At 61.4% G+C, this 20,375-nt stretch carries 21 protein-coding genes and 3 pseudogenes; 10 read left to right on the forward strand and 14 right to left on the reverse strand.

Going from position 1 to position 20,375, the window contains the following annotated elements; genetic code table 11:
* Positions 1 to 129 precede the first annotated feature (129 nt).
* Genes rsmD through LRS56_28230 form a run of 3 tightly spaced genes read right to left on the reverse strand, consistent with a single transcriptional unit; the run spans position 130 to position 3,585 of the window.
* Positions 130 to 747, reverse strand: a complete 618-nt coding sequence (gene rsmD / locus LRS56_28220) for a 16S rRNA (guanine(966)-N(2))-methyltransferase RsmD (GenBank protein WDU62565.1) — start codon at positions 745 to 747, stop codon at positions 130 to 132.
* Complete coding sequence (locus tag LRS56_28225) at positions 747 to 2,237, reverse strand: pitrilysin family protein (protein WDU62566.1); 1,491 nt, start codon at positions 2,235 to 2,237, stop codon at positions 747 to 749. Before LRS56_28225 ends, rsmD begins: the two co-directional genes overlap by 1 nt.
* Positions 2,230 to 3,585: a pitrilysin family protein gene (locus tag LRS56_28230; GenBank protein WDU62567.1), complete on the reverse strand. Its 1,356-nt coding sequence runs from the start codon at positions 3,583 to 3,585 to the stop codon at positions 2,230 to 2,232. Before LRS56_28230 ends, LRS56_28225 begins: the two co-directional genes overlap by 8 nt.
* 232 nt (positions 3,586 to 3,817) lie before the next feature.
* Here LRS56_28230 and ftsY point away from each other — a divergent pair, with 232 nt between their 5' ends.
* From ftsY to rpoH, 4 genes are all read left to right on the forward strand, one after another.
* On the forward strand, positions 3,818 to 5,182 hold the full coding sequence (gene ftsY / locus LRS56_28235; GenBank protein ID WDU62568.1) for a signal recognition particle-docking protein FtsY: 1,365 nt from the start codon (positions 3,818 to 3,820) through the stop codon (positions 5,180 to 5,182).
* Positions 5,179 to 5,850 carry a cell division ATP-binding protein FtsE gene (gene ftsE, locus LRS56_28240; GenBank protein WDU62569.1) on the forward strand — a complete coding sequence of 224 codons (672 nt, stop codon included), beginning with the start codon at positions 5,179 to 5,181 and terminating at the stop codon, positions 5,848 to 5,850. The genes ftsY and ftsE overlap by 4 nt, the downstream gene beginning before the upstream one ends.
* Positions 5,847 to 6,872 carry a permease-like cell division protein FtsX gene (gene ftsX, locus LRS56_28245; GenBank protein ID WDU62570.1) on the forward strand — a complete coding sequence of 342 codons (1,026 nt, stop codon included), beginning with the start codon at positions 5,847 to 5,849 and terminating at the stop codon, positions 6,870 to 6,872. Before ftsE ends, ftsX begins: the two co-directional genes overlap by 4 nt.
* Before the next feature lie 129 nt (positions 6,873 to 7,001).
* A complete protein-coding gene (gene rpoH / locus LRS56_28250; protein ID WDU62571.1) occupies positions 7,002 to 7,856 on the forward strand; it encodes an RNA polymerase sigma factor RpoH in 855 nt (284 codons plus the stop codon).
* Between the two features lie 184 nt (positions 7,857 to 8,040).
* On the opposite strand, the gene mtgA is transcribed toward rpoH, so the two are convergent.
* Positions 8,041 to 8,763: a monofunctional biosynthetic peptidoglycan transglycosylase gene (mtgA, locus tag LRS56_28255; protein WDU62572.1), complete on the reverse strand. Its 723-nt coding sequence runs from the start codon at positions 8,761 to 8,763 to the stop codon at positions 8,041 to 8,043.
* Positions 8,764 to 8,837: 74 nt separating this feature from the next.
* Between mtgA and LRS56_28260 the strand changes: the two genes are divergently transcribed.
* The 4 genes and pseudogenes from LRS56_28260 (at position 8,838) to trmB (ending at position 11,065) form a co-directional block, all read left to right on the forward strand.
* Positions 8,838 to 9,215, forward strand: a complete 378-nt coding sequence (locus LRS56_28260; GenBank protein WDU62573.1) for a DUF423 domain-containing protein — start codon at positions 8,838 to 8,840, stop codon at positions 9,213 to 9,215.
* A gap of 71 nt (positions 9,216 to 9,286) precedes the next feature.
* Positions 9,287 to 9,487, forward strand: coding sequence for a sulfur carrier protein ThiS (thiS, locus tag LRS56_28265; GenBank protein ID WDU62574.1), 201 nt, complete (start codon positions 9,287 to 9,289; stop codon positions 9,485 to 9,487).
* A 49-nt stretch (positions 9,488 to 9,536) separates the two neighbouring features.
* Positions 9,537 to 10,330 (forward strand): annotated as a pseudogene (locus LRS56_28270) (thiazole synthase).
* A gap of 9 nt (positions 10,331 to 10,339) precedes the next feature.
* Positions 10,340 to 11,065 (forward strand): tRNA (guanosine(46)-N7)-methyltransferase TrmB, encoded by a 726-nt coding sequence (trmB, locus tag LRS56_28275; GenBank protein ID WDU62575.1) that lies wholly within the window; start codon positions 10,340 to 10,342, stop codon positions 11,063 to 11,065.
* 137 nt (positions 11,066 to 11,202) lie between these two features.
* On the opposite strand, the gene LRS56_28280 is transcribed toward trmB, so the two are convergent.
* The 9 genes and pseudogenes from LRS56_28280 to LRS56_28320 form a co-directional block, all read right to left on the reverse strand.
* On the reverse strand, positions 11,203 to 11,526 hold the full coding sequence (locus tag LRS56_28280) for a DUF3392 domain-containing protein (GenBank protein WDU62576.1): 324 nt from the start codon (positions 11,524 to 11,526) through the stop codon (positions 11,203 to 11,205).
* Positions 11,527 to 11,544: 18 nt separating this feature from the next.
* Positions 11,545 to 12,747, reverse strand: a complete 1,203-nt coding sequence (hemW, locus tag LRS56_28285) for a radical SAM family heme chaperone HemW (protein ID WDU62577.1) — start codon at positions 12,745 to 12,747, stop codon at positions 11,545 to 11,547.
* Entirely contained in the window at positions 12,744 to 13,337 is a 594-nt protein-coding gene (gene rdgB / locus LRS56_28290; protein ID WDU62578.1) for an RdgB/HAM1 family non-canonical purine NTP pyrophosphatase, read from the reverse strand. Before rdgB ends, hemW begins: the two co-directional genes overlap by 4 nt.
* Positions 13,334 to 13,771, reverse strand: a complete 438-nt coding sequence (locus tag LRS56_28295; protein WDU62579.1) for a DUF4426 domain-containing protein — start codon at positions 13,769 to 13,771, stop codon at positions 13,334 to 13,336. The genes rdgB and LRS56_28295 overlap by 4 nt, the downstream gene beginning before the upstream one ends.
* Before the next feature lie 21 nt (positions 13,772 to 13,792).
* Positions 13,793 to 14,414, reverse strand: a pseudogene (gene metW, locus LRS56_28300) (methionine biosynthesis protein MetW).
* A 7-nt stretch (positions 14,415 to 14,421) separates the two neighbouring features.
* Complete coding sequence (locus tag LRS56_28305) at positions 14,422 to 15,561, reverse strand: homoserine O-acetyltransferase (GenBank protein WDU62580.1); 1,140 nt, start codon at positions 15,559 to 15,561, stop codon at positions 14,422 to 14,424.
* A 158-nt stretch (positions 15,562 to 15,719) separates the two neighbouring features.
* Positions 15,720 to 16,307, reverse strand: a complete 588-nt coding sequence (locus LRS56_28310) for a YggT family protein (GenBank protein ID WDU62581.1) — start codon at positions 16,305 to 16,307, stop codon at positions 15,720 to 15,722.
* Between the two features lie 24 nt (positions 16,308 to 16,331).
* Positions 16,332 to 17,150, reverse strand: coding sequence for a pyrroline-5-carboxylate reductase (gene proC, locus LRS56_28315; protein ID WDU62582.1), 819 nt, complete (start codon positions 17,148 to 17,150; stop codon positions 16,332 to 16,334).
* 33 nt (positions 17,151 to 17,183) lie between these two features.
* On the reverse strand, positions 17,184 to 17,870 hold the full coding sequence (locus tag LRS56_28320; GenBank protein ID WDU62583.1) for a YggS family pyridoxal phosphate-dependent enzyme: 687 nt from the start codon (positions 17,868 to 17,870) through the stop codon (positions 17,184 to 17,186).
* A 57-nt stretch (positions 17,871 to 17,927) separates the two neighbouring features.
* On the opposite strand from LRS56_28320, the gene LRS56_28325 reads away from it, so the two are divergent.
* Positions 17,928 to 18,962, forward strand: a complete 1,035-nt coding sequence (locus tag LRS56_28325; protein ID WDU62584.1) for a type IV pilus twitching motility protein PilT — start codon at positions 17,928 to 17,930, stop codon at positions 18,960 to 18,962.
* Between the two features lie 78 nt (positions 18,963 to 19,040).
* Here the strand turns inward: LRS56_28325 and LRS56_28330 are convergent.
* Positions 19,041 to 19,679 (reverse strand): annotated as a pseudogene (locus LRS56_28330) (C40 family peptidase).
* Between the two features lie 249 nt (positions 19,680 to 19,928).
* On the opposite strand from LRS56_28330, the gene LRS56_28335 reads away from it, so the two are divergent.
* Entirely contained in the window at positions 19,929 to 20,357 is a 429-nt protein-coding gene (locus tag LRS56_28335; GenBank protein WDU62585.1) for a TM2 domain-containing protein, read from the forward strand.
* The last annotated feature ends 18 nt before the right edge of the window (positions 20,358 to 20,375 follow it).

Consider the following 20,375-nt stretch of genomic DNA (forward strand, 5'->3'; position numbering starts at 1 on the left):
AGGTGGTCTTGATGGGGCTGCTACGCAGCCCAACGCGGGCAAGCCCGCTCGCCACAGCAAGCCTGTTTGCCACAACAAGCCCTTTTGCCATAAAAGCCCGTTTGGCACAGAGGCCAGGCGGGCAGAGGTTTAAGCAGCGCTTTCGACCAAACGGTGCCACAACGCGTAATACACTCGACCGGACTTCTGCTCCCGATGCAGGCGCCAGGCGCCCGGCAGGCCGAGGGTCGACGGTGCGGTCTCGCTTTCAGTGTAGATCCATGCGTCCGGTGCCAGCCACTGGCGCTCCTCGAGCAAGGTGCACACGGTTGGCAGCAGGTTCTGGTTGAACGGCGGGTCGAGGAACACTACGTCGTATTCACTGGCCGCCTGGGTTTCCAGGTAGCGCAACGCGTCGGCGGTCTGCACCTGGCCGTTAGTGCAGCGCAGGGTGCCGAGGTGTTCCTTGAGGCTGGAAACCGCCACATTGCTGGCATCCAGTGCCTGGGCCTGGGCCGCGCCACGGGACAACGCCTCGAGGAACAACGCGCCGCTGCCGGCAAACGGGTCCAGCACCTTGGCCCCGCCGATATACGGCGCCAGCCAGTTGAACAGGGTTTCACGTACGCGATCCGGCGTGGGGCGCAGGCCGACGACGTCGGGGAAGCTCAGCTTGCGGCTGCCCCATTCGCCACCAATGATGCGCAGTTGGCCCACACCGTTATGCACGTTGTGGACAGGTTTTTTCGGGCGAGATGAACTGGCCATTAATGCTCCGGAACCCCGAGCGGCTGCTCGGCGGGTTTATCAGTGGGGGGCGGTAGTGGCTTTTGCGCAATCGTTGGGCCGGCGGTCACGATGACCATCTTGTCGGCGCTCAAGTGTTTGTTCAAGGCAGCCTTGACCTGCTCTACGGTCAGGGCCTGGGATTGTTTCATGAAATCCTCAAGATAGCTCAGCGGCAGGTTGTAGAAACCCATGGCGCCCAGTTGCCCGACGATATCCGCGTTGCTCGCGGTGGAGAGCGGGAAGCTGCCGGCCAGCTCGCGCTTGGCGTCATCCAGCTCCTTTTGCGTCGGGCCGGTCTTGAGGTAGTCGGCCAGTACGTCCTCGACCAGACGCAAGGTGCCGCCGCTCATTTCGGCGCGGGTTTGCAGGTTGATCATGAACGGGCCGCGTACCTGCATCGGCGAGAAGCCGGAGTACACACCGTAGGTCAGGCCGCGTTTTTCGCGCACTTCGCTCATCAATCGCGTGCCGAAACCACCGCCGCCGAGGATCTGGTTGCCCAGGGACAAGGCTGCGTAGTCCGGGTCGGCGCGGTCGATGCCCAATTGGGCGAACAGCAAGTGCGTCTGCTTGGACGGGAACTCGATATGGCTCAGGCCGGCCTTGGGTTCGGTCGGCTGGGCGATTTTCGCCAGTGCCGGGCCCTTGGGCAGCGACGCCGAGACCTTGGCCGTCATGGCTTCAGCCTCGGCGCGGGTCAAATCGCCGACCACCGCAATCACCGCATTGCCCGCCGCGTAAGCCTTGGCGTGGAACGCCTGCAACTGCGCGAGGGTGATCTTCGGAACGCTGTCTGGCGTGCCTTCGCTCGGGTGCGCGTAAGGGTGGTCGCCGTACAGGCGCTTGAACAGCTCAAGGCTTGCCAGTTTGCCGGGGTTCTGTTTCTGGTACTCAAAGCCCGCGAGGATCTGGTTTTTGATCCGCGCCAGAGAGTCGGCGGGGAAGGTCGGCTTGCCGATCACGTCATCGAACAGCGCCAGGGCCGCGTCGCGTTTATCGCTGGCGCTCAGGCTGCGCAGGGACACCAGCGCCATGTCGCGATAAGCGCCATTGCCGAAGTCGGCGCCCAGGCCCTCAAAACCGCTGGCGATCTGGCTGACATCCTTGCCCGGAACGCCTTCGTTGAGCATGGCGTTGGTCATCAGCGCCAGGCCCGGGACGTTGCCGTCCTGGCTGCTGCCGGCGGCGAACAGGATGCGCACGTCGAACATCGGCAGTTCGTGGGCTTCGACGAACAGCACCTTGGCGCCTTCGGCGGTGGTCCAGGTTTGCACGTCGAGCTTGCGGTTGGTCGGCGCCTTGCCGTCCAGCTCCGCCAGGGATTGCAGTTTGTTGGCCGATTGGGCCTTTTCCAGCGCCTGGCTGGCCACGGAGTCGCTCGGGCGCAGCAGATACACGGCACTCGCCGCAATCAGGGTAACGACGACCAGGCCGGGGAAGATCAGGCGGCTGCTTTTGCGATCACTCATGAGCGGTCTCCTCAGGCAAAACATGGGCGACGCTCAGACGTTCGCGGGTGAAATAGGTACGTGCGGCCTTCTGGATATCTTCCGGGGTCACGCTTTGCAAGTCAGCCAATTCGCTGTCCATGAGTTTCCAGGACAGGCCCACGGTCTCCAGCGAGCCGATGGCCGTGGCCTGGCTGGTGATGGAGTCGCGCTGGTAGACCAGGCCGGCAATGACCTGGGCACGGATACGCTCCAGTTCTTCGGCGCTCGGCGGTTTGGCCTTCAACTCGTCCAGCAGGCGCCACAGGCCGGCTTCGGCTTGGGCGATGGTCTTTTTCTTCTGCTGGTTGGGTGTGGCCGTCAGCATGAACAGCGTGTCACCTCGGGTGTAGGCGTCGTAATTGGTGGAAGCATCGGAAACCAGCTCTTCGCCACGCTCCAACTGTTCCGAAATCCGCGCACTGTAGCCGCCATCCAGCAGCGCCGAGATCAGGCGCAGGGCTTGTACCGAGCGCTTGTCTTCAGCGGTGGCCAGGCCGGGCACGTTGAAGCCCAGGATCACGCTCGGCAATTGGGTCTGCACATGCATCGTCAGCAAGCGCTCGCCGGGTTCGGCCAGCTCCATCGGGATCTTGGCCGGCGGCACTTCACGCTTGGGGATCGGGCCGAAGTAGCGCTGGGCCAGGGTTTTCACCTCGTCCGGGGTCACATCGCCGACCACCACCAGCGTGGCGTTGTTCGGCACGTACCAGGACTGATACCAGTGGCGCAGCTCTTCGACCTTCATGCGGTCCAGGTCGGCCATCCAGCCGATGGTCGGTGTGTGGTAACCGCTGGCCGGGTAGGCCATGGCCTTGAAGCGTTCGTAGGCCTTGGACATCGGGTTGTCGTCGGTGCGCAGGCGGCGCTCTTCCTTGATGACCTCGATTTCGCGGCTGAACTCATCGGCCGGCAGGCGCAGGCTGGCCATGCGGTCGGCTTCCAGCTCGAAGGCCACGCCCAGGCGGTCGCGGGCCAGCACTTGGTAATAGGCGGTGTAGTCGTCGCTGGTGAAGGCGTTTTCTTCGGCGCCGAGGTCGCGCAGGATCAGCGAGGCTTCGCCGGGGCCGACCTTGGCGCTGCCCTTGAACATCATGTGCTCCAAGGCATGGGACAAACCGGTCTGGCCCGGGGTTTCGTAGCTCGAACCGACCTTGTACCAGACCTGGGAAACCACCACCGGCGCGCGATGGTCTTCGCGCACGACCACCTTGAGGCCGTTATCCAGGGTGAATTCGTGGGTGGGTTGTGGATCGGCAGCCAAGGCTGAAAGAGGCAGACAAACTGTGCTGAACAGCAGGCCTGCGGCGCGGCGGGCTAGAGCATTCATTCGTTTTTAAACCTGTTGGGCTGCCCGCTTGGTCTTAGCGTCGGCGGGCGAGGAGGTGCTAGGATACTGATCGGATTTACGGACGGCCACTGCGGCAGTCGTGTTAAGGCCCTATTTAGGCCTTACAAAATGTTGCGCATGAACGAGCTGGCTAAAAAACAGTCTGTTACGCATCGAATTTTATTTACCGACGCGCCCCTTGGCGCGTCGCTACCTTGAGATAGCCGTCTCCATGTTTGGTTCCAACGACGACAAGAAGACCCCAGCTGAGGCTGGCGAGAAGAAAGGCCTGTTCGGATGGCTGCGCAAAAAACCGCAGGACACCGTCGTCGAACAGCCGCAGGTTCAAGCTGAACCGATCCCCGAACCCCTGGTAGACGCCGAACCGGTTGCCGAAACACCGGCGCCGGTGGTGTTGCCGATGGCGGAACCGATATTGCAGCCGGTCGTCGAGGCCGCGCCGCGACCTGAGCCCGAGCATAAGCCGTGGCCGGAACTGCCGGTGGCCGAAGAACCCGTGGCGCTGGTGGAAGATGTACAGGCCGAGCACGTGGCGCCGCCGATTCCGGTGGTTGTCGAAGCGCCGGCACCGCTTGCGATCGAGCCCGTACCGGTTGCCGTTGAGATTGCGGCTCCCGCGGTCATCGTAGAGCCTGCCGAAACCGGCAAAACCGGTTTCTTCGCCCGCCTCAAGCAGGGCCTGAGCAAGACCAGCGCCAGTATCGGCGAGGGCATGGCCAGCCTGTTCCTCGGCAAGAAGGTGATCGATGACGAGCTGCTGGAAGACATCGAAACACGCCTGTTGACCGCTGACGTGGGCGTTGAAGCCACCGCCGTGATCATCCAGAGCCTGACCCAGAAGGTTGCGCGCAAGCAGCTGACCGACGCCGATGCGCTGTACAAATCCTTGCAGGCCGAGCTGGCCGCCATGCTCAAGCCCGTGGAAGCGCCGCTGGTTATCACTCCGAACAAGCCGTTCGTGATCCTGGTGGTCGGCGTCAACGGCGCCGGCAAAACCACCACCATCGGCAAGTTGGCGAAGAAGCTGCAATCGGAAGGCAAGAAAGTCATGCTCGCCGCCGGCGACACCTTCCGCGCCGCTGCCGTGGAACAACTGCAAGTGTGGGGCGAGCGCAACAAGATCCCGGTGATCGCCCAGCACACCGGTGCCGATTCCGCCTCGGTGATCTTCGACGCGGTGCAAGCTGCCAAGGCCCGTAACATTGATGTGCTGATCGCCGACACCGCCGGTCGCCTGCACACCAAAGACAACCTGATGGAAGAGCTGAAGAAAGTCCGTCGGGTGATCGGCAAGCTCGACGCAGACGCCCCGCACGAAGTGCTGCTGGTACTGGATGCGGGTACTGGGCAGAACGCCATCAGTCAGGCCAAACAATTCAATCAGACGGTGCAACTGACCGGCCTGGCATTGACTAAGCTCGACGGCACGGCCAAGGGCGGCGTGATTTTCGCCCTGGCCAAACAGTTCGGGTTGCCGATTCGTTATATCGGCGTCGGTGAAGGCATCGACGACCTGCGCACTTTTGAAGCCGAACCCTTTGTACAGGCACTGTTTGCCGAGCGGGAGCGTTCATGATTCGATTCGAACAGGTCGGTAAACGCTACGCCAACGGGCATGTGGGCTTGCATGAGCTGAGCTTTCGAGTGCGTCGTGGCGAGTTCTTGTTTGTGACCGGGCACTCCGGGGCCGGCAAAAGTACCCTGTTGCGCCTGCTGCTGGCCATGGAACGCCCGACCACCGGCAAGCTTTTGCTGGCGGGCCAGGACCTGGCCACCATCAGCAATGCGCAGATTCCGTTCCTGCGCCGCCAGATCGGCGTGGTGTTCCAGAACCACCAACTGCTGTTCGATCGCACGGTGTTCAACAATATTGCGCTGCCGTTGCAGATTCTCGGGTTGTCCAAGGCCGAGATCGTCAAGCGTGTGGATTCGGCCCTGGAGCGCGTGGCGTTGTCGGATAAAACCGATCTCTACCCCGGTGACCTGTCCACCGGCCAGCAACAGCGCGTCGGCATCGCCCGCGCCATCGTCCACCGCCCGGCCCTGCTGCTGGCGGACGAACCTACCGGTAACCTTGACCCGCGCCTGGCAGCCGAGATCATGGGCGTATTCGAAGACATTAATCGCCTGGGCACCAGCGTGCTGATCGCCAGCCACGACCTGGCGCTGATCGCCCGTATGCGCCACCGCATGCTGACCCTGCAACGCGGCCGCCTGATCGGCGACGGGGAGGCCGGCGTATGAGTGCGACCCGCAGCCCGAAAGTCTCCGAGCGCGTGGCGCCGAAACCGGCCGACCCGCAACCGCAGAAGAAAAAACACGATCACGATGACGACGGCCCGGACTTCAGCACCCTGCTGCGCGCGTGGATCGAAAGCCATCGCGCCAGCCTGCTCGACAGCCTGCGCCGCCTGGGCAAGCAGCCGATCGGCAGCTTTTTTACCTGCCTGGTGATGGCCGTGGCCCTGAGCCTGCCGATGGGCTTGTCGCTGCTGCTCAATAATGTGGAGCGCCTGGGTGGCTCCTGGCAGCGTGCGGCGCAGATTTCCCTGTACCTGAACCTCGACGCCAGCGCCAAAGACGGCGAGACCCTGCGCGACGACATCAAGAACCTGCCGGGCGTGGCGGATGCCGAGTACATCAGCCGCGATCAGGCGCTGGAAGAGTTCCAGCAGCAGTCCGGCCTGGGCGAGGCGCTTAAAGAGCTGCCACAGAACCCGCTGCCGGGCGTGGTGCTGGTCACTCCTAACGAAGTCGATAAGCCGGCGCTTGAGGCCCTGCGACAAAAACTCGCAGAGATGCCCAAGGTGCAGCAGGCACAGCTTGATCTGGTCTGGGTAGAGCGCCTGGCCGCGATTCTCAAGCTGGGCGACCGCTTTGTGTTCGGCCTGACGGTGTTGTTGGTGTCTGCATTACTTTTGGTGATAGGTAATACCATTCGTCTTCATATTGAAAACCGTCGCACCGAGATAGAAGTGATTAAACTGGTCGGCGGCACGGACAGCTATGTGCGTCGTCCTTTTCTGTACATGGGCGCGTTGTATGGCTTTGGTGCCGGGATTTTGTCCTGGGGAGTGCTGGCTTTTGGCCTGGACTGGCTGAACGACGCGGTTGTGGGGCTTGCCGGTTTGTACGGCAGCGATTTCGCCCTGGCCGGCGTGCCGGTGGCCGATGGTCTGTCACTCTTGCTTGGCGCAGTCCTGTTGGGGTATATCGGTGCTTGGATTGCGGTCGCACGGCATTTACGCGAGCTGGCACCGAAGTAGTTAATGTCACGGTAATGTGGTTTCGTTTGTATTGACCGTATTAGTGGTTTAGGGAACTTGTCCTACGGTTCCCGGTCAATTTTCGCAGTGCTGAACTGCACGAGTTATGTGAGTCGGAGGTTTTTTCGTATGACCACTTCTTTGCAACCTGCTTATGCCTTGGTCCCGGGTGCGAACCTGGAAGCCTATGTGCACACGGTCAACAGCATTCCATTGCTGACGCCCGAGCAGGAGCGTGAACTGGCCGAGAGTCTCTACTATGAGCAGGATTTGGGGGCGGCTCGGCAGATGGTGCTCGCCCACCTGCGTTTTGTCGTACATATCGCCCGTAGCTATAGCGGCTACGGTTTGGCCCAGGCTGACCTGATTCAGGAAGGCAACGTCGGCCTGATGAAGGCTGTAAAGCGCTTCAACCCTGAGATGGGTGTGCGTCTGGTGTCGTTTGCCGTGCATTGGATCAAGGCGGAAATCCACGAGTTCATCCTGCGCAACTGGCGCATCGTGAAAGTCGCGACCACCAAGGCCCAGCGCAAGCTGTTCTTCAACCTGCGCAGCCAGAAAAAACGCCTGGCGTGGCTGAACAACGAGGAAGTCCACCGCGTGGCCGAAAGCCTCGGCGTGGAGCCGCGTGAAGTGCGCGAGATGGAAAGTCGCCTGACCGGCCATGACATGGCCTTCGACCCGGCCGCTGAAGCGGACGACGACAGCGCTTTCCAATCGCCGGCCAACTACCTGGAAGACCACCGGTACGACCCGGCGCGTCAACTGGAAGACGCCGACTGGAGCGACAACTCCAACCACAACCTGCACGAAGCGCTGGAAGTGCTGGACGACCGCAGCCGTGACATCCTCTACCAGCGCTGGCTGGCGGAAGAAAAAGCCACGCTGCACGACCTGGCGCAGAAGTACAACGTGTCGGCCGAGCGGATTCGTCAGCTTGAGAAAAGCGCGATGAACAAGCTGAAGTTGTCGATCGCCGCCTAAAACGCTGCGATAAACCAAAAAAATGCCCTGATCGAGAGATCGGGGCATTTTTGTTTGCGCCAACAAATTTCAAGCTTAACGCGTTCAACTGTGGGAGCTGGCTTGCCTGCGATAGCGGTGTGTCAGTTTGCAGAGGCGCTGGCTGAAACGGCCTCATCGCAGGCAAGCCAGCTCCCACAGTGTGTCAGTCGGACCAGGGTGCTTTTCGAGAGTTGTTCAGTTCGACCAAGTAACCATCCCCACCCAACTGGCTCATCTGCTGGCGAATCCACGCTGCCCGCCGCGCCACATAGGCGGTTGGATGGCTGGCACTCCACACCCGTGGGTTAGGCAGCACCGCCGCCAGATAGCTGGCCTGCTGCCGGGACAGCCCCTTGGCACTCACCCCAAAGTGGTGCCGCGCCGCAGCCTCTGCGCCAAACACGCCTTCATCCCATTCCACGCTGTTGAGGTATACCTCAAGAATTCGCTGCTTGGGCCATAACACCTCGATCAACCCGGTAAACCAGGCTTCCAGGCCTTTGCGCAAATAACTGCGGCCGGCCCACAGGAACAGGTTTTTCGATACCTGCTGGCTCAATGTACTGGCGCCGCGAATCGAACCCCCGCGCTCGTTGTGCAGGATCGCCGCCTGGATCGCGCCGAAGTCAAAACCCCAATGCTGCGGGAAGCGCTGGTCTTCGCCGGCCATCACGGCCACTTTGAGGTCGTCGCAGATTTCATCCCACGGCACCCAGGTGCGTTGCAGGTCAATTGGCTCGCCGTCGAACCAGGATTCGACCTTGCGCTCCACCATCAGCGCGGTGAACGGCGGCGGCACGACGCGAAACAGCAGCACCAGCAGCACACTGCCGATGGCAAACCATTTCACGACCTGGAGAAAGCGTTTGAAGAGGAGACGCAGCATAGAGATGGCTTGGCCGAACCCGTTGAGCGGGCCATTATACAGACCCTGCCCGATGAGTCTGACTGGAGTTCCTCATGCTGCGTAGCTTTCTGATGCTGGCCGCGTTTTTCGGCTTCACCGGTGTCGCCCTCGGCGCCTTCGCCGCCCACGGCCTGAAAAACCGCCTGAGCGCCGAGTACCTGGCAATCTTTCATACCGGCGTGACCTATCAACTGGTGCACACCCTGGCGCTGTTCGGCGTGGCGTTGCTGGCGGCGCATATTCCTGGACGGTTGGTTACCTGGGCGGGCATCTCGTTCACCGTCGGCATTGTGCTGTTCTCCGGCAGCCTGTATGTGCTGACCATGACCGGTATCAGCAAACTCGGCATCATCACGCCGTTTGGCGGGCTGGCGTTTCTGCTCGGCTGGTTTTTCCTCGGCCTGGCTGCCTGGCGCTTGCAGGCCATCTGACCGGGGGGCTTGGGCCCACAACCCCAATCGGGCTAGAATGCGGGCCCCTAAAAACGATGGCGGCCCGTGGCATGCGCATTCAGTTGAACGGCGAATCCTTTGAACTGCCCGACGGTGAAACCGTTGCGGCCCTGCTGACCCGTCTGGATTTGACCGGGCGTCGTGTCGCAGTAGAACTCAATCTGGATATCGTCCCGCGTAGCCTGCACGCCGAAACCGCCCTCACCGAAGGTGACCAGGTCGAAGTGGTCCACGCCATCGGCGGCGGCTAGTCGCCTACCCCGGATTCTGCAGAACCTCACCCCATTACGAGGATTTCCCATGAGCATCGTTCGTAGCGACAAGCCCTTCGTCCTGGCCGGTCGTACCTACCAGTCCCGTCTGCTGGTCGGCACCGGCAAGTACCGCGACTTGGAAGAAACCCGCCTGGCCATCGAAGCCTCGGGTGCCGAGATCGTGACCTTCGCCGTGCGCCGCACCAACCTCGGCCAGATCGAAGGCGAGCCGAACCTGCTCGAAGTGCTGTCGCCGGACCGCTACACCTTTTTGCCGAACACCGCCGGTTGCTACGACGCCATCGAAGCCGTGCGCACCTGCCGCCTGGCACGTGAGCTGCTCGACGGCCACAACCTGGTGAAGCTGGAAGTGCTGGCCGACCAGAAAACCCTGTTCCCCAACGTGATCGAAACCCTCAAGGCCGCAGAAACACTGGTCAAGGAAGGCTTCGACGTGATGGTCTACACCAGCGATGACCCGATCATCGCCCGCCAGTTGGCCGAAATCGGCTGCATCGCCGTCATGCCGCTGGCCGGGCTGATCGGCAGTGGCCTGGGGATCTGCAACCCGTACAACCTGCAGATCATCCTCGAAGAAGCCAGGATTCCGGTGCTGGTGGATGCGGGCGTGGGCACTGCCTCCGACGCCACCATCGCCATGGAGCTGGGTTGCGACGCGGTGCTGATGAACTCGGCCATCGCCCATGCCCAGCAGCCGATCCTGATGGCTGAAGCCATGCACCACGCCATCGTCGCGGGCCGCCTGGCCTACCTCGCCGGGCGCATGCCGAAAAACTATACGCCAGCGCCTCCTCGCCGCTGGATGGTCTGATCAAGTAAGAGCTATTGATGACTGAATCAAACGAAACGCCGAACACCGTGGAAGAAGGCGACGAGTCCAAGCACCGCCGCATCAAGAGTTTTGTGATGCGCGCCGGTCGCATGACCGAAGGCCAGCAAAAGGGCCTGGAGCAGGGCACGCCGCTGTTCGTCCTGCCCCTGGCCGATGCGCCGGTGGATTATGACCAGGTGTTCGGCCGTTCGGCCCCGCGCTCCCTGGAAATCGGTTTTGGCATGGGCCACTCCCTGCTGGAAATGGCTGCGGCCTCGCCGGAACAGGATTTTATCGGCGTGGAAGTGCACCGCCCGGGTGTTGGCGCGCTGCTCAATGGCGTGCTGACGCAGGGCCTGACCAACCTGCGGGTCTACGACTGCGACGCGATCGAAGTGCTCAACCGCTGCATCGCCGACAACAGCCTCGACCGCCTGATGCTGTTCTTCCCCGACCCATGGCACAAAGCCCGCCACCACAAGCGCCGCATCGTCCAGGCCTCCTTCGCGGAGTTGGTGCGCAGCAAGCTCAAGGTGGGCGGCATCCTGCACATGGCCACCGACTGGGAACCCTACGCGGAATATATGCTGGAAGTGATGAACGTCGCCCCCGGCTACCGCAACCTGGCCGAAGACGGCAAATGCGTGCCGCGCCCGGCAGAGCGTCCGATCACCAAGTTCGAGCGCCGCGGCGAGCGCTTGGGGCATGGGGTTTGGGATTTGAAGTTTGAGAAGCTGGCGTAACGCGTTCTCGACTTGAAATGCAATCAAATGTGGGAGCTGGCTTGCCTGCGATGCATCACCTGGATATCACTGATATACCGAGGTGTCTGCATCGCAGGCAAGCCAGCTCCCACATTTGTTTTGTGTTGGGCTTTAAATCAGCGGCGGTCGGCGACCACACCAATCAACACCAGCACCACCACCAGCACCGGCGCCAAACTGTAGTTATTGAACTGGCTCAACCCCCGCACAATCCACGGTGTGGCGTAGATCAACGCCGCGCCGCTGCCGATCATGCACACCAACGCCATCAACGGCACGCGCAGCGCGCCGGCGATGCTGCCCAGGCGTGCTTCGATCCAGCCTTTGATGTCGGCGCCGAACAGCACCAGCAAGCAGCCGACAAGGGCCAGGGAGATTTCTGACAGGTTGCTACGGCTCCAGCGGGATACGGTGGCGAGCAGGTCGAGTACCAAATCCATTCGATTTCCTTAGAGCGATCAGCTCAAAAACTTCTGCAACAGGTCATTGAGAAAGAGTTGCCCACGGTCGGTGGCCGCCAGGCGTGACGGTTCGACCTGCATTAAGCCACTTTGTTCTGCCTCGCGCCGCGCCTCATCCAGGCTCGCCAGGTCGAGGCCGGTGCGTTCGGCGTAGAGCTTGGCATCGACGCCTTCAGTCAGGCGCAGGGCGTTCATCAGGAATTCGAACGGCAGTTCTTCGTTGGTCAGCTCTTTCGCGCCCGCCTGGAAGCTTTTGGCCGGGTTGAGGTAGTCCTTGGGTGCGCGGGTTTTCCAGGTGCGCACGATGCGCCCGTCCGGATGGCTGAGTTTGCCGTGGGCACCGGCGCCGATGCCGATAAAGTCGCCGAAGCTCCAGTAGTTCAGGTTATGCCGCGCCGGGCGGCCCGGTTGGGCATAGGCCGACACCTCATATTGCGCGTAACCGTGTTCAGCCAGCAGGGCCTGGCCGGCTTCCTGGATATCCCACAACGTGTCGTCTTCCGGCAGCGCGGGCGGCTGGTTCCAGAACACTGTGTTGGGCTCCAGGGTCAACTGGTACCACGACAAATGTGTCGGCTGCAGTGCGATAGCCTGGCGCAGGTCGCTCAGGGCATCGTCCAGGGACTGATCGGGCAAGCCGTGCATCAGGTCCAGGTTGAAGTTGTCGAACCCGGCCTGGCGCGCCATGCCGGCGGCGCGCACGGCTTCGTCGCCATTGTGGATGCGGCCCAGGGCCTCCAGCTTTTGCTGCTGGAAACTCTGGATGCCAATCGACAGGCGGTTGATCCCAAGCTTGCGGTACGCCACGAACTTCTCTTGTTCGAAGGTGCCGGGGTTGGCTTCCAGGGTGATTTCGATATCAGCGGCAAACGCAATGCGCGCTTCCACGCCCTTGAGCAGACGGCCCAGCGCCTGTGCACTGAACAGGCTCGGCGTGCCGCCGCCGAAAAAGATCGAACTCAATTCGCGACCATACACGGCGTGCAGGTCCTGATCGAGGTCAGCCAGCAACGCGTCCACGTACTCTTCTTCCGGCAGTACTTGGCTGGCGGTGTGGGAGTTGAAGTCGCAATAAGGGCACTTGCGCACGCACCACGGGATATGGATATACAGCGCCAGGGGCGGCAGCAGCGGCAGCGCCGCCCGAGGTGTTTGCGCGCCGCCGTGGATCAGCGGCTGCGCAGAGGTGTTCTGGGTCATTTCAGGCCCAGACGCTGGCGCAGCAAATTCATTGCGCGGGCGCGGTGGCTGATCTGGTTCTTGTCGGCCGGGCTCAGTTCGGCGCTGGAGACATTGCGCTCCGGCACCCAGAACAGCGGGTCGTAGCCAAAACCATGTGCGCCGCTGGCCGCATGCAGGATGCGCCCGTGCCACAAGCCTTCGCAGAGGATCGGCAGCGGGTCATCGGCATGCCGCACCAGTGCCAGCACGCAGACGAACTGCGCGCCGCGCATCGCGTCCGGCACGTCCTTGAGGGCGTCCAGCAGCTTGGCGTTGTTGGCTGCGTCACCCTTGCCGTCGGCATAGCGTGCCGAGTAGATACCCGGCGCGCCGCCGAGAAAATCCACCGCCAGCCCCGAATCATCCGCCAGCGCCGGCAGGCCAGAGATGCGTGCGGCATTGCGCGCCTTGAGGATGGCGTTCTCGACGAACGACAGGCCGGTCTCCTCCGGCTCCACCTGGCTGAACTCGCCAATCGAGCGCAGTTGCACGGAGTCGCCGAGCATCGCCTGGAGTTCTTTGAGTTTGCCGGCGTTATGGCTGGCCAGTACGAGTTGTGTCAGGTTCATTTGGTGCCTGGGAAGAGTTCTTGGACGAAGCTGAAACCATGGGCTTTGCCGCCGGTTTCAACGTTGATGGTAAACGTCCGGTATTCCTGCTGTGTGACCGAGTAGGGGGCCAGGTACGAGATTCCGCCCTTTTCAGTAATCTGCTTGAACGTCAGCACTTCGCTCTTGCCGCTCAAGTCCTTGATCGTGCCGGTGACTTGCGCGGCCACTGGCGTCACGCCCTTGATCACCGACACATTGATCAGGCCCTTTTCATTGCTGCGTACGATACCGGCAGCCTGGGCGGTTTCCGGCTGCAGGAAGCTGGAGGTGAAGGTGTTGTAGTGCACGGTGATATCGCCAAATTCTTTCTGGCGGTTACCGTCTACGGTGTCTGCTGCCATGGCGCTGGTGCCCAGGCAGGCGGTGAGTAGAAAAATAGCCAGGCGACTCATGATCGTCCCTCTTGAAGATAATTAGACGGCAATCTTGTGGTCCGTCAGGCCAGGGCTGCTGACCCGGTAAATACCGATTTCGCCCAACAGGTTGGGCCATAGCTTACTCGCCCAACCGTGGCGATGTTGCTGATCGACCGCAAGGCGGTTGATCACCTTGGCTTCACGCTCGCCACACAGGGCTTCGAAGTCTTCGAAGGTGCAGAAGTGGATGTTCGGCGTGTTGTACCGAGGTGTAGGGCAGGAAGTCCGAGACCGGCATCCGGCCCTTGGTGGCCAGGTACCAGCGGCAGCGCCAATGCCCGAAGTTGGGGAAGGTGATGATGCACTGGCGACCTACGCGCAGCATTTCGTCGAGGATGCGGTCCGGGTAGTGCACGGCTTGCAGGGCCTGGGTCATGACCACGATATCGAAGCTGTTGCTGGCGAAGTTGCCCAGGCCCTTGTCCAGGTCCTGCTCGATTACGTTGATGCCCTTGGCCACGCATTGGGCGATGTTTTGCGGGTCGTTTTCCAGGCCATAGCCGGTGACTTGCTTGTTGTCACGCAGCCAGCTCAGCAGTTCGCCATCGCCGCAGCCAAGGTCGAGCACACGGCTGCCGGCGGGGATCCAGTCTTGGATGATGTCCAGGTCGGCTCTCATGGCGTTCTCACAAAGTTATGCGGTTCATGTAATTGCTGAAAGCCTGCAGATAACGCGGGATCGGGATCAGGAAGGCGTCGTGGCCTTGCGGTGCATCGATCTCCAGGTAGCACACGTCTTTGCGGGCGGCCATCAAGGCATCCACCAGCTCACGGGAGCGGGCCGGCGAGAAGCGCCAGTCGGTGGTGAACGACATCACGCAGAACTTGGCCATGGCGCCTTCGAAGGTTTTCGCCAGGTCGTCGTCAAAGTTGGCGGCCGGGTCGAAGTAGTCCAAAGCCTTGGTCATCAACAGGTAGGTGTTGGCATCGAAACGCCCGGAGAACTCCTCACCCTGATAACGCAGGTAGCTTTCGACCTGGAACTCGACGCTGTGGAAGTCGTAGTTGAGCTTTTCGCTCTTGAGCCCACGGCCGAATTTCTCGCCCATGGAGTCATCGGACAGGTAAGTGATATGCCCGACCATCCGCGCCAGCATCAAGCCGCGCTTGGGGATCACGCCCGCTTCCTGGAACGAACCGCCGTGGAACTCGGGGTCGGTGAGGATCGCCTGGCGCGCCACTTCGTTGAAGGCGATGTTCTGCGCCGACAGCTTGGGGGCCGAGGCGATGGCCAGGCAGTGGCGTACGCGATCCGGGTAGGTGATGGTCCATTGCAGGGCCTGCATGCCGCCCAGGCTGCCGCCGATTACGGCGGCCCACTGGCGAATGCCCAGCAGGTCGGCGAGGCGGGCCTGGCTGTGCACCCAGTCTTCCACGGTGAGCACCGGGAAGTCGGCGCCGAACGGCTTGCCGGTTTCCGGGTTGAGGCTGCTGGGGCCGGTGGAACCGTTGCAGCCGCCGAGGTTGTTCAGGCTGACCACAAAGAACTTGTTGGTGTCGATGGGTTTGCCGGGCCCGATGCAGCTGTCCCACCAGCCGGGCTTGCGCTCGTCAACGCTATGGAAACCTGCGGCGTGATGATGCCCGGACAGGGCGTGGCAGATCAGCACGGCGTTGCTCGCCGTGGCATTCAGTTGGCCGTAGGTTTCATAGATCAGGTCGTAGGCGGGCAGCGAGCGGCCGCAGGCCAGGGCCAGCGGTTCGCTGAAGTGCGCCATTTGGGGCGCGACCAGTCCAACAGAATCGGGGGGGAAGGCAGCTGGCATCGACCCTGCTCTCGTTTAAATGAGGCGTAAGTCTAAAGACCACTGCCCCTAGCGGCAAGCAAAGGCCTACGCGGATTCAATTCAATACACAGATACAAAATGTGGGAGGGGCAGTGCGACGATTCGACTGGCCCCCTCCCAGATTTTTTTACCGTGTTTCAGATCAGGCCGAACAACAGCGGCGGCATGGCCACGTAGTCCGCCAGGTACGGAATCGCCCAGCTTTGCAGCAGCTGGATCGCGATGAACGCGAAGATCGGCGAGATATCCAGGCCGCCCAGGTTGGGGATCAAGCGGCGAAACGGCGCCAGTACCGGCTCCGTGATCTGGGCCACCAGCTCTGCACCCGGGCTGCGGCTGCCCGGTGCCACCCACGACAGGATCACGCTGATGATCATCGACCAGAACAGGATCTTCAAAAACAGCGAGAACACGCCAATCAATGCCCATGGCAGCAACAGCAGCGTGGCGGGCACGTAGCCCTTGAGCATCAGGATCACGGCGAACAGCAGGATCTGCAGCAGCAGCGCCAGCACCAGCGAGGACATGTCCAGGCCGAACATGCTCGGGATCACCCGGCGCAGCGGCTTGAGCAGCGGTTGCGTGGCTTTCACCACGAACTGGCACAGTGGGTTGTAGAAGTTCGCCCGCACCAGTTGCAGGATAAAACGCATCAGCACAATCAGCAGGTACAGGCTGCCCAAGGTCTGGATGATGAAAATGACAGCGTCATTGAGTCCAAGCATCATTAATTCCTTTGTAAGGGTCGACTATTGGCCCAGTTGTTCGGCCATCTCGGCCGAGCGGTGCGCAGCGGCGCCGAGCGCTTTTTCCACCAGGGCTTCAAAGCCCCCGGCCTGGAACGATTCGATGGCGGCCTGTGTGGTGCCGCCCGGTGAGGTCACGCGACGGCGCAGCTCTGCAGCATCCACCTCGCTGCCCACGGCCATCTTCGCGGCGCCCAGTGCGGTTTGCTCGGCCAGTTGCTCGGCGACTTCATGCGGCAGGCCCAGCTTCACGCCGGCGGCGGTCATGGCCTCGATCAGCAGGAAGAAGTACGCCGGGCCGCTGCCGGACACGGCGGTGACCGCGTCCAGTTGTTGCTCCTGTTCCAGCCACAGGGCGATGCCCACGGCGGACAGCAGTTCCTGGGCCTGCTCGCGCTGTTCGGCGCTGACTTCGGCGGTGGCATACAGGCCACTCACGCCCTGGCGCAGCAGCGCCGGGGTGTTGGGCATGCAGCGTACGATCGGCTGGGCGCCGAGCCAGTTGGCCATGCTGGCGCAGGTGATGCCAGCGGCGATCGACACCACCAGTTGATGCGCCTGCAGGCTCGGGCGCAGGCTTTCGCACACGGCCTTCATGGCCTGTGGCTTGACCGCCAGCACGATCACGTCGACACCGTGGATGGCGTCGGCGTTATCGGCAAAGGTTTCAATGCCATGCTCGGCGCTGACGCGGGCACGGGTGTCGGCGCCCGGGTCGCTGGCGCGGATCTGCGCGGCTTCCAGGCCCTTGGCCCGCAGGCCGCCGATCAGGCTGGCCGCCATGTTGCCGGCGCCGATAAAGGCAATACGCGTGTTGCTCATGACAGGTCCTTACTCAGAGGGAAGTCAGCCATTTCAGGGCTGGCCGTAGTCGCGGGCGCCAAACAGGGCGGTACCGATCCGCACCCAGGTGGCGCCTTGGGCGATGGCCGACTCAAGGTCGTGGCTCATGCCCATGGAAAGTGTGTCGAGCCCCAGGTTCAAGCTGTTCTGCAGGTCGCGCACCCTGGCGAACGCTGCGTCTTGTGCGCTGCGATCTTCAGTCGGCTCGGGGATTGCCATCAGGCCACGCAGCTTCAAGCGCGGCAGGGCGCTGATCGCAGTGGCCAGCGCCGGCAGGTCGGCGGGTGTGCAGCCGGACTTGCTGGCTTCGCCGCTGACATTGACCTGGATGCAGATATTCAGCGGTGGCAGGTCGGCCGGACGTTGTTCGGACAGGCGTTGAGCAATTTTCAGACGGTCCACGGAATGCACCCAAGCGAAATTCTCGGCAATCGCACGAGTCTTGTTCGATTGAATGGGGCCGATGAAGTGCCAACTCAAGGGCAGGTCGGTTAATTCGGCCTGTTTGCCGAGGGCTTCCTGCAGATAGTTTTCGCCAAAATCCTGCATCCCGGCGGCATAGGCCTCGCGTACGGCCTGCGCGGGTTTGGTCTTGCTCACGGCCAGCAGGTGGATGCTGCTTGCGTCACGTTGCACGGCGTCGGCTGCGGCGCGGATGCGCTGGCTAACCTGGCCGATGTTGTCTGCTATCGTCGACATTCAAGATGCGCCCGTGGATATGGAGTCCGCGGCATTCTACTGGAAATGGAAAGCCCTATGGATATCACTGAATTGCTGACGGTCAGCGTGCGCCGTGGCGCCTCCGACCTGCATCTGTCCGCCGGCCTGGCACCGATGCTGCGCGTTGATGGCGAAGTCTGGCCGCTGGATTGGCCGGTGCTTTCACCCCCGCAAGTTGCGGACTTATTGAGCCCGCTGCTGAATCAGCACCAACAAAAGGATTTCGAAACATCTCTTGAAGCGGATTTTGCCTTCGAGCTGCCCGGCGTGGCGCGGTTTCGCGCCAATGTGTTCCGCCAGGATCGCGGCATGGGCGCGGTGTTTCGCAGCATTCCTGCGCAGATACAAAGCCTTGAAAACCTCGGGCTGGGCGAGGTGTTCCAGCGTATCGCGCAATTGCCGCGGGGCCTGGTGCTGGTGACCGGACCCACCGGCTCCGGCAAGTCCACCACCCTGGCGGCGATGATCGATTTTCTCAATCGCAATCGGCGCCAGCACATTCTCACCCTTGAAGACCCGATCGAATTTATCCACACGCCAAAAATGGCGCTGATCAACCAGCGTCAGGTCCATCGCGATACCCATGGTTTTTCCACCGCCTTGCGCTCGGCCCTGCGCGAAGACCCGGATGTGATTCTGGTTGGGGAATTGCGCGACCTGGAGACCATCCGCCTGGCGCTCACGGCGGCGGAGACCGGGCATCTGGTGTTCGGCACCTTGCACACCACGTCGGCGGCAAAGACCGTAGACCGGCTGGTGGATGTGTTCGCGGCAGGAGAAAAGGCCATGGTGCGCTCCATGCTGTCGGAGTCATTGCAGGCGGTTGTTTCCCAAGTGCTAATAAAGAAGATCGGCGGTGGTAGGGTGGCGGCTCACGAGATCATGCTGGGCACGCCGGCCATCCGCAATTTGATACGCGAGGACAAAGCGGCGCAGATGGTCTCGACGATTCAGACCGGTGGTGCGCTGGGGATGAAGACGCTCGACATGAGTTTGAAGGCGTTGGTCGCGCAGGGGCTGATCAGCCGGGAGGATGCACGGGGGCAGGCGAGGGTGCCGACAGATATTTGAGGGCTTGCGGGCAATGCAAATCAAATGTGGGAGCTGGCAAGCCAGCTCCCACATTGTTTAACGCATTTCAGCCTGAAATCAGCGCTGCACAACCCGCAGGTTGCTGTTCTGCTCTTTCGGCAGAACCCGCTTGGCAATCACGTAGTTCTTGTCCCAGAACGGCTTTTTCAGCGTGTCGATGCTCACCGACTTGCCACGACGCGGCGCGTGGATAAAACGGTCGTTGCCCAGGTAGATGGCAACGTGGTTGACCTGGCGGCTCTTCAGTTTGAAGAACAACAGGTCGCCCGGCTTCAAATCCTTGCGCTCAACTTTCTGCCCGTGGCCTGCGGCCATGGCGTTGGAGGTGCGCGGTAAATCCACGGCGGCTACGTCGTTAAACGCATATTTCACCAAACCACTGCAGTCGAACCCTTTACTTGGGCTGCTGCCGCCCTAACGATAAGGGGTACCGAGCACGTTGACGGCGCGGCTGAGGACGTTGCTGCTTTGTTTGGTGTTGACTGCCATCAGGCCGGGAGTTGCTTTACCGTGGGCCTTGCTCAGTTGAGTCGGGCGGTTGACGGTCAGCTTTACCGATTTGGCGGTGCTTGGCGTGCTGTGAACTTTAGGGGTGAAACCGTTAACGTTAGGAAGTCGTTGCTCACGATTGGTGGCGTGGGCGGCCAGTGGCATTAATAGGCAAATGGTTAGCCATGTCTTGAAAAATGGTCGCATTAGGCGTGGCTCTTTTTGGTTTGCGCGCAACTTTATAACAGCTTTTTGTGTCGGTCTTAGGCCGTTTGTCGACTGAACCCTGGGGTCAAATTCAGGAAAAGCGCGACGAATTGTCGCTATTGTCCTACAGAAGTCAGATGGCATAAGGCTTTGCGGGAGGGAAGATACCATTTGCCGTGCGTCGGGCGCCCGTAAAAAAGTCACAAAGAAAATGAAAAAATTTATCTATCGAGGCAAAAGAGGTACTCCATGAACACCTATCGACAGGATGTTACGCAGCAAGACACCCACAGCAAGGTGATCGGTTACCTGCTCTGGATTTTTGGTTTTACCGGGGCGCATCGCTTCTATTACGGCAAACCCGTGACCGGTACGATCTGGTTTTTCACCTTGGGCCTGTTGGGCATCGGTTGGCTGATCGACTTCTTCCTGATCCCGGCCATGGACCGTGAAGCGGACCTGCGCTTTACCGCCGGGCCGATTGAATACAACGTGGCCTGGATTCTATTGGCGTTCCTTGGGGTTTTCGGCGTGCACCGCATGTACCAAGGCAAATGGATCACCGGCCTGATCTACCTGCTGACCGGTGGCTTGTTCCTGGTGGGCGTGCTGTACGACTTCTGGACGTTGAATACGCAGATTTCGATCCGCAATGCCGAGCGCAATGACGGGCGTTGAACCTGTACGAGCCAAGTG

Source organism: Pseudomonas poae, from assembly GCA_028869255.1.
GTDB lineage: Bacteria > Pseudomonadota > Gammaproteobacteria > Pseudomonadales > Pseudomonadaceae > Aquipseudomonas > Aquipseudomonas poae_C.

Bases quoted from the DNA above. Each gene is read 5' to 3' on its own strand.
- hemW (WDU62577.1), bottom strand. From the start codon at position 12,747: ATGACCCAGAACACCTCTGCGCAGCCGCTGATCCACGGCGGCGCGCAA.
- LRS56_28230 (WDU62567.1), bottom strand. From the start codon at position 3,585: ATGAATGCTCTAGCCCGCCGCGCCGCAGGCCTGCTGTTCAGCACAGTT.
- LRS56_28320 (WDU62583.1), bottom strand. From the start codon at position 17,870: ATGTCGACGATAGCAGACAACATCGGCCAGGTTAGCCAGCGCATCCGC.
- LRS56_28260 (WDU62573.1), top strand. From the start codon at position 8,838: ATGCTGCGTAGCTTTCTGATGCTGGCCGCGTTTTTCGGCTTCACCGGT.
- trmB (WDU62575.1), top strand. From the start codon at position 10,340: ATGACTGAATCAAACGAAACGCCGAACACCGTGGAAGAAGGCGACGAG.
- LRS56_28280 (WDU62576.1), bottom strand. From the start codon at position 11,526: ATGGATTTGGTACTCGACCTGCTCGCCACCGTATCCCGCTGGAGCCGT.
- LRS56_28310 (WDU62581.1), bottom strand. From the start codon at position 16,307: ATGCTTGGACTCAATGACGCTGTCATTTTCATCATCCAGACCTTGGGC.
- LRS56_28295 (WDU62579.1), bottom strand. From the start codon at position 13,771: ATGAGTCGCCTGGCTATTTTTCTACTCACCGCCTGCCTGGGCACCAGC.
- ftsY (WDU62568.1), top strand. From the start codon at position 3,818: ATGTTTGGTTCCAACGACGACAAGAAGACCCCAGCTGAGGCTGGCGAG.
- proC (WDU62582.1), bottom strand. From the start codon at position 17,150: ATGAGCAACACGCGTATTGCCTTTATCGGCGCCGGCAACATGGCGGCC.
- LRS56_28335 (WDU62585.1), top strand. From the start codon at position 19,929: ATGAACACCTATCGACAGGATGTTACGCAGCAAGACACCCACAGCAAG.
- LRS56_28325 (WDU62584.1), top strand. From the start codon at position 17,928: ATGGATATCACTGAATTGCTGACGGTCAGCGTGCGCCGTGGCGCCTCC.
- ftsX (WDU62570.1), top strand. From the start codon at position 5,847: ATGAGTGCGACCCGCAGCCCGAAAGTCTCCGAGCGCGTGGCGCCGAAA.
- rdgB (WDU62578.1), bottom strand. From the start codon at position 13,337: ATGAACCTGACACAACTCGTACTGGCCAGCCATAACGCCGGCAAACTC.
- rsmD (WDU62565.1), bottom strand. From the start codon at position 747: ATGGCCAGTTCATCTCGCCCGAAAAAACCTGTCCACAACGTGCATAAC.
- rpoH (WDU62571.1), top strand. From the start codon at position 7,002: ATGACCACTTCTTTGCAACCTGCTTATGCCTTGGTCCCGGGTGCGAAC.
- LRS56_28305 (WDU62580.1), bottom strand. From the start codon at position 15,561: ATGCCAGCTGCCTTCCCCCCCGATTCTGTTGGACTGGTCGCGCCCCAA.
- ftsE (WDU62569.1), top strand. From the start codon at position 5,179: ATGATTCGATTCGAACAGGTCGGTAAACGCTACGCCAACGGGCATGTG.
- mtgA (WDU62572.1), bottom strand. From the start codon at position 8,763: ATGCTGCGTCTCCTCTTCAAACGCTTTCTCCAGGTCGTGAAATGGTTT.
- LRS56_28225 (WDU62566.1), bottom strand. From the start codon at position 2,237: ATGAGTGATCGCAAAAGCAGCCGCCTGATCTTCCCCGGCCTGGTCGTC.
- thiS (WDU62574.1), top strand. From the start codon at position 9,287: ATGCGCATTCAGTTGAACGGCGAATCCTTTGAACTGCCCGACGGTGAA.